This window comes from Moraxella sp. CTOTU47915 (assembly GCF_031986685.1).
In the GTDB taxonomy this organism is placed as follows: Bacteria; Pseudomonadota; Gammaproteobacteria; order Pseudomonadales; family Moraxellaceae; genus Faucicola; species Faucicola tetraodonis.
On the sequence record NZ_DAMAAE010000011.1, the window covers coordinates 62270 to 77330 of the forward strand.

Annotated in this window: 14 protein-coding genes; 6 read left to right on the forward strand and 8 right to left on the reverse strand. The window is 44.1% G+C overall.

Annotated elements, in window-relative coordinates:
* Nucleotides 1–64: 64 nt before the first annotated feature.
* The 3 genes from RTL34_RS09390 to RTL34_RS09400 are packed head-to-tail and all read right to left on the reverse strand — an operon-like array spanning nt 65 to nt 2873.
* A complete protein-coding gene (locus tag RTL34_RS09390; RefSeq protein ID WP_312116439.1) occupies nt 65–1288 on the reverse strand; it encodes a 5-methylcytosine restriction system specificity protein McrC in 1224 nt (407 codons plus the stop codon).
* Nucleotides 1285–2562: an McrB family protein gene (locus RTL34_RS09395; RefSeq protein ID WP_312116441.1), complete on the reverse strand. Its 1278-nt coding sequence runs from the start codon at nt 2560–2562 to the stop codon at nt 1285–1287. Before RTL34_RS09395 ends, RTL34_RS09390 begins: the two co-directional genes overlap by 4 nt.
* Complete coding sequence (locus RTL34_RS09400; RefSeq protein WP_312116443.1) at nt 2559–2873, reverse strand: rhodanese-like domain-containing protein; 315 nt, start codon at nt 2871–2873, stop codon at nt 2559–2561. The genes RTL34_RS09395 and RTL34_RS09400 overlap by 4 nt, the downstream gene beginning before the upstream one ends.
* 208 nt (nt 2874–3081) lie before the next feature.
* Here RTL34_RS09400 and RTL34_RS09405 point away from each other — a divergent pair, with 208 nt between their 5' ends.
* Together RTL34_RS09405 and RTL34_RS09410 are read left to right on the forward strand one after the other, a co-directional pair.
* Entirely contained in the window at nt 3082–4431 is a 1350-nt protein-coding gene (locus tag RTL34_RS09405) for an MFS transporter (RefSeq protein ID WP_409455455.1), read from the forward strand.
* Between the two features lie 112 nt (nt 4432–4543).
* The gene (locus RTL34_RS09410; protein ID WP_312116445.1) at nt 4544–5110 is read left to right on the forward strand and encodes a DNA-3-methyladenine glycosylase I; all 567 of its coding nucleotides are present in this window, start codon (nt 4544–4546) and stop codon (nt 5108–5110) included.
* A 58-nt stretch (nt 5111–5168) separates the two neighbouring features.
* Here RTL34_RS09410 and RTL34_RS09415 read toward each other — a convergent pair whose 3' ends face one another.
* Both RTL34_RS09415 and rarD read right to left on the reverse strand, forming a co-directional pair.
* Nucleotides 5169–5747: a BLUF domain-containing protein gene (locus RTL34_RS09415; RefSeq protein ID WP_312116447.1), complete on the reverse strand. Its 579-nt coding sequence runs from the start codon at nt 5745–5747 to the stop codon at nt 5169–5171.
* 100 nt (nt 5748–5847) lie between these two features.
* Entirely contained in the window at nt 5848–6825 is a 978-nt protein-coding gene (rarD, locus tag RTL34_RS09420; protein ID WP_312116449.1) for an EamA family transporter RarD, read from the reverse strand.
* Nucleotides 6826–6999: 174 nt separating this feature from the next.
* Here rarD and RTL34_RS09425 point away from each other — a divergent pair, with 174 nt between their 5' ends.
* On the forward strand, nt 7000–7467 hold the full coding sequence (locus RTL34_RS09425) for an Lrp/AsnC family transcriptional regulator (protein ID WP_312116451.1): 468 nt from the start codon (nt 7000–7002) through the stop codon (nt 7465–7467).
* Nucleotides 7468–7496: 29 nt separating this feature from the next.
* On the opposite strand, the gene RTL34_RS09430 is transcribed toward RTL34_RS09425, so the two are convergent.
* Together RTL34_RS09430 and RTL34_RS09435 are read right to left on the reverse strand one after the other, a co-directional pair.
* On the reverse strand, nt 7497–7964 hold the full coding sequence (locus tag RTL34_RS09430; RefSeq protein WP_203172143.1) for a threonine/serine exporter family protein: 468 nt from the start codon (nt 7962–7964) through the stop codon (nt 7497–7499).
* A gap of 48 nt (nt 7965–8012) precedes the next feature.
* Nucleotides 8013–8900, reverse strand: coding sequence for a threonine/serine exporter family protein (locus RTL34_RS09435; protein WP_312116454.1), 888 nt, complete (start codon nt 8898–8900; stop codon nt 8013–8015).
* A 400-nt stretch (nt 8901–9300) separates the two neighbouring features.
* On the opposite strand from RTL34_RS09435, the gene RTL34_RS09440 reads away from it, so the two are divergent.
* The 3 genes from RTL34_RS09440 (at nt 9301) to RTL34_RS09450 (ending at nt 14175) form a co-directional block, all read left to right on the forward strand.
* On the forward strand, nt 9301–11694 hold the full coding sequence (locus RTL34_RS09440; RefSeq protein ID WP_312116456.1) for a YgiQ family radical SAM protein: 2394 nt from the start codon (nt 9301–9303) through the stop codon (nt 11692–11694).
* 508 nt (nt 11695–12202) lie between these two features.
* Complete coding sequence (locus RTL34_RS09445) at nt 12203–12415, forward strand: DUF2905 domain-containing protein (protein WP_099808321.1); 213 nt, start codon at nt 12203–12205, stop codon at nt 12413–12415.
* Nucleotides 12416–12528: 113 nt separating this feature from the next.
* On the forward strand, nt 12529–14175 hold the full coding sequence (locus RTL34_RS09450; RefSeq protein WP_312116459.1) for a vWA domain-containing protein: 1647 nt from the start codon (nt 12529–12531) through the stop codon (nt 14173–14175).
* A gap of 72 nt (nt 14176–14247) precedes the next feature.
* On the opposite strand, the gene upp is transcribed toward RTL34_RS09450, so the two are convergent.
* Entirely contained in the window at nt 14248–14883 is a 636-nt protein-coding gene (gene upp / locus RTL34_RS09455; RefSeq protein WP_065263959.1) for a uracil phosphoribosyltransferase, read from the reverse strand.
* Nucleotides 14884–15061: the final 178 nt, after the last annotated feature.

The window sequence follows — 15061 nt, forward strand, 5'->3', positions numbered from 1 at the left end:
GTTGTTAATTCTCACCTTTCTCATTGATAAAATAAAACAAATCAGCGTTTTTTTTTGAATAATTTTAATGAAAAAGGTTTAAACACCCTTGCGTCACCGCAAAAGGCATCAGATAAAATCGGGTTTTTTTGGGTTGGCAAAATTCAATCTGCTGTGCCATTAACTGTGTGCTTAGTGTTGGGACAATCAGCCAAGCTTCATCGGCATCAAACTCACTGGCGTAGGTAAGTAGTTGGTACATATCAGCCAAGCTTATGTCGTTGAAAGTAGCCGTTTTTTTCCATTTTACATCGGCAATAATGAGTTTGTCGGGAGACTTTAGCCAAATATCGGGTTTGATGGTTAACCCTTGCTGCACGGTCAATGGCTGTCTTTTTTGCTCAACTAGCTCAAAATTCTGCGCTGCAAATTGTTCATGGATTTTCCTGCCGACCCATTTTTCAAAGGCAAATGGCATATTCACCAGCCAAGTTGGGGTCAAAAACTGCCCTTGGTTACTGGCTTGTTGTAGCGTCAGCAGCGCATAACAAAAGCTGATAAAAGTATAATTACGCTGGGCAAGCAGACTGGGCAACGCGGTCAACTCTTGCAGCGCTTGAGAAAATAAGATGTCGTATAAGTCTTTGGCAACGGTACCCACTGCTTGCCACTGAGGCGGTAATGGGAAAGCCATGCTGCCAATCACCCGCTCGATGGTGGTTTTTACCAAGCGATTGCCCGCGGTATCCATCGCAAAATTTTCAGTCTGATGATAAAACTTATGCGGCTGGTGGAAGTTATGCTGCAATTGCTCTTTGACCAGTAATTTACCCTGCAGATAGGGCTGATTTTGCTCAAATTGCTGATATTGCTGATTGGGCACATACTGGGCAAATCCCTGCCAAAAATACGCTTGTAGCCACTCGCTAAGCGATAGTGAATGATTGCTGGGTGGAGGATTGGGGGCTGGAGGATTGATGAGTAGTTGATTGGCTAGATTGGGTAACGACTTGGGCAATAAGGCTTGCCACACCGCTGTCAGCATCTGTTGCACCCATTGACGGGTTTGGGCAACTTCATCGGCATGGGTGATTTGGGCTTGTGCAAGTTTTGGCAAAATCTCCACTTGCCCGCCACTGGGCAACCCAATCACACCGATATAGTGGCGCACTTTGAGTTGCCACTGCTGCTGTTTACGCTCAATGCGAAACACGTCAAAATTTTGCTCGATAAGCCAGTCAAAATCCTGCCCATCGTCAAAATCTGCCGCGGTCAAGCAACTATGTTCAAACGTGATGATGGTTTTCATTGGGCGCTTTGATAGATTGCAAGATAGCTATTTGGGTCATCAAGCGCCCGGGTATGGATGTCAAAACCCGCTTGCTGCGCCATAAATCCAGTTGCTTTTTTGTTGTCAACTAGCCTGATAAAGGTTTGCCCAAAGATTGCTTGCAGGATTTGTCCATGCTGCTGGCAGGCTTGGGCAACTTGGGGGATGATAGAGTGGCTAAACGCAGCGCTTAACGCGTGCAGCGAATCAATACCCCACAAAAAACTATGCCCTAACTGGCTGTCTTTTGCCAAATTTTGCGAGATTCTTTCATTGAGTGCAGTCAACAGTTTGGCTAAATCAATCTCAATCCCATTTGCCATGACTTTACCCAGCAACTGTGGCTGTGGTTGACATTCAATAAATTCAAAACGGCGGCGAAATGCCATATCGAGCGGCGCCAATGAATGATCTTGGCTGTTCATGCTGGCGTAGATATCGACATTGCTAGGCACGCTAAACGGCTGACGCGAATACGCCAAATTCACCGATAAGCTATCTGTCTGTCCTGCGCGTTTACTCGGTTCAATCAAACTCATCAATTCCCCAAACACGCGGGCGACATTGGCGCGGTTGATTTCATCAATCAACATGGCATAACGGTGGCTAGGGTCATGTTTGGCTTGTTGACACAGTCTAAGAAATGCCCCTGACTCAATGCGATAGCTCATCTGTCCATTGTCCGCGATGTGGGGACGAATCCCTTCGACAAATTCTTCATACCCATACGCTTGATGAAAACTGACAAAACTAAATCGTTCTAGCTTTGGTTGAAATTGGTTATTTAATGCCGTTTGATAATCGGTGAGTTTGGTTTGTAAATCGCTTAACAACGGCAAACTGTCTGCTAATAAAAACCAATTACTGCTATCGTCTTTATCAAAATACGATTGGCTAGCGCGGCTTGTTTGCTTCACCGTCAGAGAGTTTGGATGACTAAATCGCTGTAATGTTCCCCATACGGTTTGACTCAAATTTTCATTACCCTCTCTTAGCGCGGCTTTTTGTAAAAAAAATGGATGCTGCATGATTTCTGGTACTTTTAATAGCAACTTACCTTTTTTTCTTTCATCTAAAAATACTAAGCAAATCACCTCTAGCCAATTCATAGGGTTAACTAATGCTTTGAGCAAATCATCCGCATTGGCTACTGGCAATATCTCGGTATATTGTTTGGCGATTTGTTGCAGTTGGTAGGTCTTGCCTGTCCCTGCTACGCCCGTATAGATAATATTTTTTGCTAGCTCACTCATGACAGATTATCACTCACGATGGTCATACCTGCCGCTTCTGCCGCACGCGTACCACCCGTCAAATGGACGATATTCCGATTTGGGTCAATCTCATTGAGCAAAGCGACAGCTTTGGCGGCTTTGCTGCCGCCACCGCATAGCGCATAGACGGTGCCATCCGTGGTTGCCAATAACTCTGCCGTCAGCGTATCCAAGGGTTGGTTTTTGGCAGACTCAATGCGTCCTTGCGCAAATGCTTTACTATCCCGCACATCCCAAACGGTATCGTTTGCGGTGGCAGAAAAATCGGTAATGGCTAGTTCACGAATCATAATTACCTCTTAATTTTTAACGTGTATTTTGTGATGGCTTATTATGGATAAGCTGACCAAATTTATCAAATCAGCGATTAATAACCAAATTTTTGCTTCACCTTAACTATTTTTATCAAGTTTTTGACAAATTATGATTTATAATTCATTCCAATATTTTATGTATCTTAACTTTCACTTAAACTTTTATTATCTAAGGAGGGATGACATCATGACGACGGCTTCAACCGCGCACCCTGATCATCACAACATCGCGCTACGCAATGACCCAAAAAAGGTCGCCGTGGCATCCATGATTGGTACGGCTATTGAGTTTTATGATTATTACATTTATGCCGCTGCGGCGGTATTGATTTTTAATACCCAGTTTTTTGATAAAACCGATGAAAAAGCGGCGATGCTTTATTCGCTTTCGACGTTGGCATTGGCGTTTATTGCCCGCCCTTTCGGCTCAGCGTTATTTGGTCACTTTGGTGATAAACTCGGTCGTAAAAAAACCTTGGTGGCGTCTCTGCTCACGATGGGTTTATCAACCGTAGCGATTGGTTTGCTACCGACTTATGCCCAAGTAGGCGTCATTGCCCCATTATTGTTATGTTTACTTCGTGTGGGTCAAGGGATTGGTCTTGGCGGTGAATGGGGCGGTGCTGCCTTGGTCGCCACCGAAAATGCGCCAGAAGGCAAACGTGCTTGGTATGGTACTTTCCCGCAGTTAGGCGCGCCGATTGGGTTATTTTTAGCCAATTTAGTGTTCTTTTTACTCAGTTATTTTTTAGGAAAAGATGCCTTGGTCGAGTGGGCATGGCGCATCCCGTTTCTTATTTCAATCGTGCTTGTAGGTGTGGGTCTTTGGGTACGTTTAAGCCTGCATGAAAGCCATGTATTCCTTACCGCTGAAGCCGAAGGCAAAAAAGTTAATGCCCCTGTGTCAAAAGTCATTACCCAATATTGGCGTCCGATTATGCAAGGCACATTCTTGATGGCGATGACTTATGTGATTTTTTATATCATGACTGCCTTCGTACAAGCCTATTCAAAAAGCCCGGCAAAATTATCTTCTTTTGGCTTCCCAACAGGGTTAGGTATTGCCCCAAATACCTTTACTGGCTTTTTATTGGTGGCTGCGATTGTGTTTGGTATTTTTACCAGTATTTCAGGGATTGGCGCTGACAAAATCGGTCGTAAAAAATGGCTGATTGGCGTGACTATATTATGTATGGTGTTTGCCTGCTTTATGCCAATGCTGCTTAGCAATGGTACACCAACCACGGTATTTATTTTCCTCATTTTGGGCATGGCATGTATGGGTATGTCGTTTGGTCCAATGGCAGCATTATTACCAGAGCTGTTCCCCACCGAAGTACGGTATTCAGGTGCGTCACTGGCTTACAATCTAGCGGCGATTGTGGGTGCATCGATTCCTGCGATTTATGCCATCAAAATCAATGAGCAATATGGCATGAAAGGTGTGGCTATATATATCGTTATTAACGGTTTGATTTCTCTCATCGCGTTATTCTCAATTAAAGAAACCAAAAATATCGATTTGATGGACTAAAACATAGATTAGAAGACAGACTAAAAATTGATACCTAAAAAACGCTGGCAAATGCTGGCGTTTTTTTTGCTTTATCTATATATAATAAAACTTTGAATGCTATGAGAAAACAATGAAACCGAAAAAACGCTGTGAATGGTGCGGCACAGACCCACTTTATCAAGCTTACCACGACAATGAATGGGGAAAGCCCAGTTATGATGACCGTCATCTATTTGCCATGCTGTGTTTAGAAGGTATGCAAGCGGGACTCAGCTGGATTACCATACTCAAAAAACGCGAGCGTTATTACCAAGTATTTGCTGATTTTGACCCTGCAATTATCGCACAGTTTGATGATGCCATGGTCGATAGTCTCATGACCGATGCTGGGATTATTCGCCACCGCGGTAAAATTAAAGCCATCATCAACAATGCCAAATGCTATCTAAAAATCACCGAAACGCAATCTTTTAGCGATTATCTTTGGAGCTTATCGCCCAGCGGCTTGGCAAAAATACCACAGGATAACCACCCAAAAACCTTTGCTGATATCCCCACCAACACTGAATGTTCAGATAAGATGTCAAAACAGCTCAAAAAAGACGGGTTTAAATTTGTGGGCTCGACGATTTGCTATGCTTTTATGCAAGCAGTCGGCATGGTGAATGACCATGTAGCGGCGTGTGATTTTCGGTAAGCGGGTTCAATAGTCAACAGCGGATAACATATTTCTCGATGCTACAGATTTCTCGGTGCTACAGACCCCAAAATAGGCTAAAACTAATCAAAATTAATACCAGTAAAATGCTTTGAACCAATAAAAACTGCTGATGCACTTTGAGCAATCCGCGCAGACTGACCCCATAATGACTGACATTTTTGAGAGAATAGCTTTGAAAATCCACCAAGCTACGGCGATGATATTGTGACCGCATGACGTCAACAAACTTATCAGCCGCTGCCGCTTTTGACCCAGCTGACAATACAGGTAAAAATGTATTGATAACATCTTCATGCGTTTCTGGGTTATTGATATTGACCATCAACATTTGCCAATCTTGAAACAGCCGTTGTTCGATGACCCCTTTAGACTTGAGCGTGACATCGCGGTTGCGCCCATCGTGCTGAATGTTACCAAATAATTGCTCAATCGCTGATTTTTCGCCTTCAATGTACTGAAAAAAATAGCCATTACCAAAGCACAAAAAACCGGTAATTTGATGGGCAAGGTTCTCACGCTGTGCCACCGTCATGATATCAGACAGCGTTCTAGGGGTTACGCCAGCTTTCAACGTCATACGGCTCACATAAGTTAGATAATGAATTTGCCCCAAGCAGCACCTCAGTCTTTATGGTTTTACAATTTTTGTTCAGCGCAATTTTAACAATTTATTACATACTAATCCATCCATTAAATCAAGAATATTAGCTTACCTAGTCACAAATAGCGGTTGAGTGGTTATTTTTGGACGCTCGTATTGCATTTACGATCATCAGCAACACCCCTGCCCAAATTAAAGCAAAACTGGCAATCATGGTGTCATTGACAGCTTCATGCAGCACAAAAATGGACAATAGAAACATCAGCGCAGGTTCAAGATAACTGAGCATACCAAAGGTGTTCATCGGCAACACCTGACTGGCTTTAAGATTGGTCTGCATGGCAAGTGCACTAATCATACCCAGTCCAATCAATAACAGCCCCATTGTCATTGATCCTGTCACTATCGATACACTCGTGTTTTGCCATAATAAAAAACCCAAGGCAATCGGTGCAATCACTGACAAATCAACGAACAGCCCCATCAGTGCCGGCACCCCTTGCCAGCGGCGCAGTCCATAATAAATCGGATAAGTCAAACATACCCATGCAGTCGCCCACGATACACTCCCCGCGAGCCAAAATTGCAATCCCACCCCTGCTGCCGCAACGATAATCGCCGCCCACTGCAATCGATTTAAGGTTTCTTTAAACACCACACAGCCCATCAGCACCATCATCAAGGGAAACAAAAAATACCCCATTGCGGTATTGACCGCCTGTCCATTGATAGGCGCCCACATAAACAGCCACAGCTGACTTGCCAAAATCGGTGTCGGCAACAGCAATAAAACCCATTGTTGTTTGTTTAATCCCATCAAAAATGCTTTGAGTTGCCCAAAACTTTGCGTCACGGCCAACAACCCCACCAACCCAAACCACATCGCCACCATGCGCCACAAAAAAACTTGCGTGCCTGACAACGGCGCAAGCCAGTGACTATACAGATACAGCACGCCAAACAACACATTAGAAATCAATGCCAACACCACCCCAAAACGTAACTTTTTGGCAGCGGTAGCGGGCTGAGAAGTTGTTGCGTTGGGGGGAGCAACGATAGACGATGGTGATAAAGCGCTGGAGACTGACATAATTGACCTTGTTATATTTTTGCTTTTGCGGTTAAATTGCCAAGCAGTATAACAATTATCTTTGGTAAATTATTTCAAAATATCATTATTTATGATAAATTAATATTAATATAAGATAAATTTGCTATATTTTTCTCAATTTGTCTTATTGTATATTTTTAGAAGGACATGGCTATGATTCATGAAATCGATGATATCGATAAACGTATTTTAAACTTGTTGCAAGAAGATGCGACGCTACCACTCAAGAACATCGCCGAAAAAGTGCATGCATCGGTAGCGACCTGTCAGCGCCGTATCCAAATGATGACAGAGACTGGGGTGATTACTCGCCAAGTGGTGATTGTCAATCCCACCGAATTGGGCTTTGATTTAAGCGCGTTTGTGCTGATTGAAATGGAAAAACAAAATACCGCGCTGCAGCATGGCTTTGAGCGCTTGATGAGCCGATTGCCCAACGTCATGAGTTGTTATGAAATCTCAGGAGATTATGACTTTTTGCTATTGGTACATGCCAAAAATATGGCGGAATATCACCGTTTTACCCAAGATAATTTAACTTATGAAAACAATGTGCGACGCTTTAAAAGTCAATTTGTGATGAATTTTTCCAAGGTAGGCACTAAAATCCAGTTAGATTAGTTAGATTACTGCGCCATCAGACAATGGGCTCAAACAATGGGCTTGGTGCGATACCAAAATGACGTTGGCAACGAAATGCCAAACACCAACGCAGCGGTCACAAATATCGCATTGAAGCTAAAATCCATCATTTGGGTAAATACTTGTGGATTGTAGCCATAGTAGCCTAGCTGTACAAAGCTAATCATAGCTTTGTACGCGGTAATCCCCGGCATCATACACAGCATGGCAGGCACCAAAATCATCTTTGGGGTGAGTAAATATTTTTTTGCCAAATAAATTGCCACAAAGGATGAAATACCCGCTGCCACAAATGTCGCTATTATCAAATTGACTGACAGTTGTTTTAAGAGTTCTCTAAGTCCGTAACCCAGCACGGTCAACAATAAGCATTGCCAAATATAGCGGCGTGGCACATTGACAAGCAGTGTCCAGCCAAGCGTCATCAAGCAAGCAAAAATTGCTGCGCGTATCAAGGCAATCGCATCAATCGCCATTTTTCACCCTACCCAATATTGGCAATAAAATTTTATCAAACGCTTTCATCAACCCACGCCCCAATGACTGATATTTAGTAATAGCAATGACAGCACGATGCCGATACAGCTTGACAGTGTCAAGATAATCACAAACATAAAGCGCCCGATACCGATGTTCATATAACCCTTGAGCATATCTGATAATGAATTTATCAAAGGAAAACTGGGAACCAACCAAAGCACACTTGATGCCATGGCAATATGCGGGTCGTTACCAATCCCCAATAACAGCGCGGTACTGGCGAAGATGGAGCCAAAACACGCCGCTATGAGCGCGGATATAAAGGGATTAAAGTTGCGGTTACTCAGCCATAGCCGCAGCGAATACCCCATCATACTGGCAATAAAAGTCACCAAACACACCAGTATATCGCCCCCTGCCAAATACGCAAAGCAGGCACACGCCACACCGACCATCGGCGCGACCATCTTGGCAGGATAAGTGCCGCGATCAATCTCATCAAATCGATAAGTCGCATGCTCTAGGGTACTCGTCACCGGCATACTTTCCAAATCCAGTACAATTCGCTGAATTTGTACAATAATATTGACATTGATGGCATGGGTGGTTGACGCGCGCAGGGTGGTAATGCAGCGGTTATTATAAATTGTGGTGATGGTCAAGCCATTGTAGGCAATCCCACACTCCACGCTAGCCAACCCCAACGCTAACCCCAATCGGCGGCACAAATCTGTTACCGTTGCCGACTCTGCCCCATATTGCATGAGTAGCAGCCCACAGCGCACACACAGACGGGTGATTTGCTGCTGGTGTTCATACGCCATATACGGCAACCGCCGTCTAGGCTTCGGCTGTGTAGGGGGCGAAAGCTTAGTAGGCTCAGGTGTCAGCGGATCAAGCGCTTCTAAGGCATCAGCAAAGGTATCGGTCATAGCATCATTTTAACAACCTTGATATCTCATTTTAGCATTAAACTAGCATAAAATCAGGGCAAATCAGTATGGCTTTATTGATTAAAAAGCTGAATAAAAATGAGCAAAAATTTGGAGACTACCCGTTATTTAAAAAAATTCTACCTACTTAAAAAGCTGCGATTGGTTTATTTTGGTTTAAATAGTAGGGCGATATTCAATACCTTCCATTTTAATCAAAGTCTAGCGATTTGACAGTAATTTTGTCCGTTAATTTTTACAAAATATGGAATCGTCTTACCCTTTAATTAAACCCGACTAATTTAATCAGGTTTTTTTGTTATTTCGGCCTATAAACCCCCATCGCAAAATTGATTCATGATAAAATGAGCCATATTCATTTTATTTAACATCCAAGCCTATGTCCGCCGAAACTATTGCCAACAAAGCCTTTAAACAAGGCACCAAAGCCCTATTTGACTATGACAAACACTGGGCAAGCTGCTTTGAGCCTGCGCCATTTTTACCGATGAGCCGAGCCGAAATGGATGCCCTTGGTTGGGATGCCTGTGATGTCATTATCGTCTCAGGCGATGCCTACGTCGATCACCCAAGCTTTGGTATGGCAATCATCGGCAGACTGTTAGAGTCGCAAGGCTTTCGCGTCGGTATCATTGCCCAGCCAGACTGGACGAGCAAAGACGCTTTTATGACCCTTGGCAAACCGACCATTGCGTGGGGCGTCACCGCAGGCAATATGGACAGCATGATTAACCGCTACACCGCCGATAGACGCATTCGCAGTGACGATGCCTACTCGCCAGACAATGCCCCCGACAAACGCCCCGACCGTGCGGCTGTGGTATATAGCCAGCGCTGCCGTGAAGCCTATCCCGATGTTCCCATTATTTTGGGCGGGATTGAAGGCTCGCTGCGCCGTATCGCCCATTATGATTATTGGTCAGATAAAGTGCGCCGTAGCATTTTGATGGATAGCCGCGCTGATATTTTGCTGTATGGCAATGCCGAGCGCGCGATTGTCGATGTTGTACATGCACTTGCCAAAGGTTACCGTTTTGAAGACCTTGCCAAAGTGCGTGGCACCGCGTATCTGTCGACACAAACCAAAAAACACTGGCAAGCCGACATGATAGAAATCACCAGTAACGACGTCGACACCGTTGGGCGCGTTGACCCAATTATCAATCCGTATGTGATGATGGAAGATGTGGGCGACTGTCACATCGAACAAGAAAAAACCCTTGAGAGTCAATACAAAGGTTTTGTGGCAGATAAAGTCGAGCACAAAGTCCTCAATGCTGATAAGGTCGCTGAAAGCCAAGACATCCAAGTGGTCAACCTCAAAGACCCCAATAAAAACGCCTTAAAACACAAACGCCCGTTGCCGCCCCGTGACAAAACCGTGATTCGCTTGCCCGACTTTGAGCAGGTCAAATCCGACCCGGTACTTTACGCCCATGCCAACCGTATTTTGCACCTAGAAACCAATCCGCATAACGCCCGCGCCTTGGTGCAGCGACATGGCGACATTGATGTATGGCTCAATCCGCCGCCCATTCCACTTACCATGGAAGAGATGGATTATATCTTTGATTTGCCTTATGCCCGTTTGCCCCATCCTAGCTACGGCAATGCAAGAATTCCTGCCTACGACATGATTAAATTATCAGTCAATATCATGCGCGGCTGTTTTGGCGGCTGTACCTTCTGCTCGATTACCGAACATGAGGGACGCATTATCCAAAACCGCTCAGAAGAATCTATCTTGGGCGAAATTAAAAAAATCCGCGACACCGAGCCGTCATTTACCGGGGTAATTTCTGACCTTGGCGGACCGACTGCCAATATGTACCGTCTGCATTGCAAAGACGATGCCATTGAGAAAAACTGCCGAAAACCGTCCTGCGTGTATCCCGATATCTGCGACAACTTACTCACCGACCACAGTCATCTCACCCAACTGTACCGTAAAGCTCGTGACATCAAAGGGGTGAAAAAAATTCTGATTGCGTCAGGCTTGCGCTATGATTTGGCGGTCAAAGACCCCGAATATGTCAAAGAATTGGTCACCCACCATGTCGGCGGTTATCTCAAAATCGCCCCCGAACATTCCGAAACCAATGTACTCTCTAAAATGATGAAACCGGGTATGGGGACGTACGATACTTTCAAGCAGATGTTTGACAAATACAGCCGTGAAGCAGGTAAAGAGCAATATTTGATTCCGTATTTTATTGCTGCGCACCCTGGCACCACCGACACGGACATGATGAACTTGGCGATTTGGCTCAAGCGCAATGGCTTTCGTGCCGACCAAGTGCAAGCCTTTTACCCAAGCCCAATGGCAACTGCTACTACCATGTACCATACTGCCAAAGACCCACTACATAAAGTCACCCGTGACAGCGAAGGAGTGGAAATCGTCAAATCGGGCAAACAGCGTAAACTCCACAAAGCGTATCTACGTTACCACGACCCCAAAAATTGGGCACTGCTGCGTCAATCGCTCAAAGAATTGGGGCGTGAGGATTTGATTGGGCATGGCAGTCAGTGTTTGATACCGCCTTATAATCCAAAACTGGAAGGTGAAGACTTTTACCAATCAGCCCGTAAGAAAAATAGTTCTGCCGCTGGTGATTCGGTCAAACGTACGAATAAAGATAGTACTGCAAAAAAATCGGGTAAAAAACCAACACCGACCAGTTTTGGTAAAAAACCGTCAAACCAAAAACAGCCGAAAAAAGGCAATTTCCAAACCCAACATACAGGCTTGCCGCCGCGGAAAACTAAGTAGTTTATGTCATTCATGGCTTGTAGCGCATTTCTACAAGCCGTCTTATTTATTTTTAAATTGTTTCAATTTTAATGAACGTCTAAAGGTTGATAGAAATTTTATGTTTTTTGCATGATTAAAAAAAGAGTGTTTAGCAACTTTAACTTGGTTTGGACTTTGATGATTTCTAAAAGTACCCAATTTGATTTTGGTGTTTTCTTCGAATACTGTAATTGTTAAATGCAAAATGATTAGCTAGAAATAACCTATAGGCTGAATGGATTAAATAACTCATATGACTGATGGCTGCGTTATTTAACCTTCTGTCTAAAACTCCAATGTATTGCTCCGAATAAAGACTCGAAGCCTCAAACGTTATGTGATAGCATTTCTTTTTGATAAAATATTCTCAATAAAATTTAAATTTTTATTTTTACATCAAGCTTACATCTTAACAACTAAACACAGCACTAAAAACGTTAAAAAATCACTAAAATACAAACCATTATAAAAATAAAAGGCTTTCAATATGGCAAAAATTTTTATTGGGATAGGGATTTTATTTCTCATCATTGGCTTAATTTATCTGTTTTTTCCCAATGCCTTTAACTGGTTTGGTCGTATGCCGGGGGACGTTAATTATCGCTCCGAAGGCGGTGGCTTCAGCTTTCACTTCCCCATCGTCACCATGATTATTGTGAGTATCATTCTCACTATTATTCTTAACCTATTTAACCGCTAACAGCGCGCTAAGTACCGCTATATTGAGAAGGTTTTTATCACAAAAACTGCCTTTTTTATCAAAAAATGTCGTAAACTGTAATTACGCCAGTCAAGATTGAAAAGGAGTTAGTCATGCAGCGCGACATTTTTAAGCCAACACTACTGAGCCTCGTAATCGCCCAAAGCTTATTGACGGCTTGTAGCCCCTCGCCGTCAAATAGCCGTGATACGAGGCCTGCCACACCTGTTATTGCCTCACCAACGCCCATGGTTGCTGCGCCTGCCATGATGATGGAAGCGGCAGCAATGAGCAAGATGGCACGCTACTCGCCTATCATGCCGATGCCGATACCACAGGATAATAGCGAAAAATATCAGCACCTTGCAGTCAACCCCATTCACCAAACCGCAACTGATGCCGTTGCCACCTTTAGTATCGATACTGACACCGGCAGCTACGCCAATGTACGCCGTTTTCTAAACGACGGACAATTACCGCCCACTGACGCGGTGCGTATTGAAGAGCTTATCAACTATTTTAACTATGACTTTTCACAAGCCAAGCGCCTTGCCAACGCCCCTTTTTTGGTAAGTACCGAAACGGTTACCGCACCGTGGCGTGCTACCAATCGTATCATCAAAGTGGCTATCAAAGCGGATGACCCTACCATCACCAAACAAAGCGTCTTACCGCCTGCCAACTTGGTATTTTTGGTGGATGTGTCAGGCTCGATGTCAGACAACGATAAATTACCACTAGTCAAATCTTCGCTAAAAATGCTCACCAAGCAATTGAGGGCGCAAGATACCATTAGTATCGTGACCTATGCAGGTCGTACCCAAGTGACGCTTCCTGCCACTAAAGGCAGTGATACCGACAAAATATTAGCCGCGATTGATAGCCTAGCTGCCAGTGGCTCGACCAATGGCGAAGCAGCGATAAAGTTGGCTTATCAACAAGCAAAAATCCACTATAAAAAAGACGGCATCAACCGCATTTTGATGATGACCGATGGGGATTTTAATGTCGGCGTATCGGACGTCGATGAAATGCTAGATATTATCCGCCGTGAGCGTGATAGCGGCGTATCACTTTCCACATTTGGCTTTGGTGAAGGCAATTTAAACGACCATATGATGGAACAAGTCGCGGATAACGGCAACGGTAACTATAGCTACATCAACAGCCTGTCTGAGGCCAAAAAAGCCTTGGTAGACGAAATGTCAGCAACCTTTAATACCGTAGCAAAAGACGTCAAAGTCCAAGTGGAATTCAATCCCCAGACGGTTAAAGAATGGCGGTTGATTGGTTATGAAAATCGTGTCCTTGCAAAAGAAGATTTTAACAACGATAAAGTAGACGCAGGTGAGCTAGGTGCAGGCAAATCCGTGGTTGCGCTGTTTGAAGTTACCCCTGTGGGGCAGCAAGGTTGGCTAGACGATAGCCGCTACCAAGCTTACCCTATCAGTCACACCAGCAAAAATACTGAGCTGGGATTTTTAAAACTTCGCTATAAAGCCCCAAATAGCAACACATCAACGCTTTTGACACTGCCCATTACCAATACTACCCAACAGCCGAGCAGCGAACTGGCATTTGCGCTAAGTGTGGCAGGTTTTGGTGAAACCCTCAAGCAAAGCAAATACCTCGGTAATTGGCAACTAAACGATAGCAAGCGACTCGCCCAAGCCAATATCGGCAACGACCCACAAGGTATTCGCCGCGAATTTATCAAGCTTATCGACTTAGCCGATAGCTTACAACCGACCAAAAAATAGTCACTATACAAGTGTCAATAAAAAAGCTAGATAAATCATCTAGCTTTTCTCCTACTTTTACTGTTTTGCCCATCAGTGCTGTTTTGTGCCAAAAATTTTATCCCCTGCATCCCCAAGACCTGGGATAATATACCCTTGTTCATTGAGATGACTATCGAGTGCTGCGGTAAAAATCTTCACATCAGGATGGGCATCATTCACCGCTTTCACCCCTTCAGGCGTTGCCACTAATACTAAGGCTTTAATATTTTTACAACCGTGTTTTTTCATCATATCAATCGTTGCTACCATACTACCACCCGTGGCAAGCATAGGATCTAAAATCAACGCAGGACGCTCATTAATATCTTTCACCAACTTTTCAAAAAAAGGCACAGGCTCAAGGGTATCCTCATCACGTTGCAGTCCAACCATCGAGATTTTTGCCGTGGGAATAAGGTCTAAAACCCCATCAAGCATTCCCAAACCCGCGCGCAAGATAGGTACGACAGTGACGGTCTTACCTTTGATTTGAATGCCTTCTATTTGGTTGCCTTCCCAGCCCTGAATGCTGATTGTTTCTATGGGAAAATCACGGCTTGCTTCATACGCCATCAAACGGGCAAGCTCTTTGGTTAAGGTGCGAAATTTATAAGTGCTACTATCTGCCTCGCGCATCAAGGATAATTTATGCTTAACTAAGGGATGGTCAATAACGGTAATTTGCATGGTAACACTCACTTTAAATTTCACACCAAAAATTTTCGCCTATTTTACCCAAAGTCTGCGATAAAAACATTAATTTTCTATTCTGAGTTTTTCTCTGAGTCTTTCAGGGATGCAAAAAAAACACCCCCTTACAAGAGTAAGGGGGGTGTTTTGGAATAGGGAGCTGACGATGACCTAC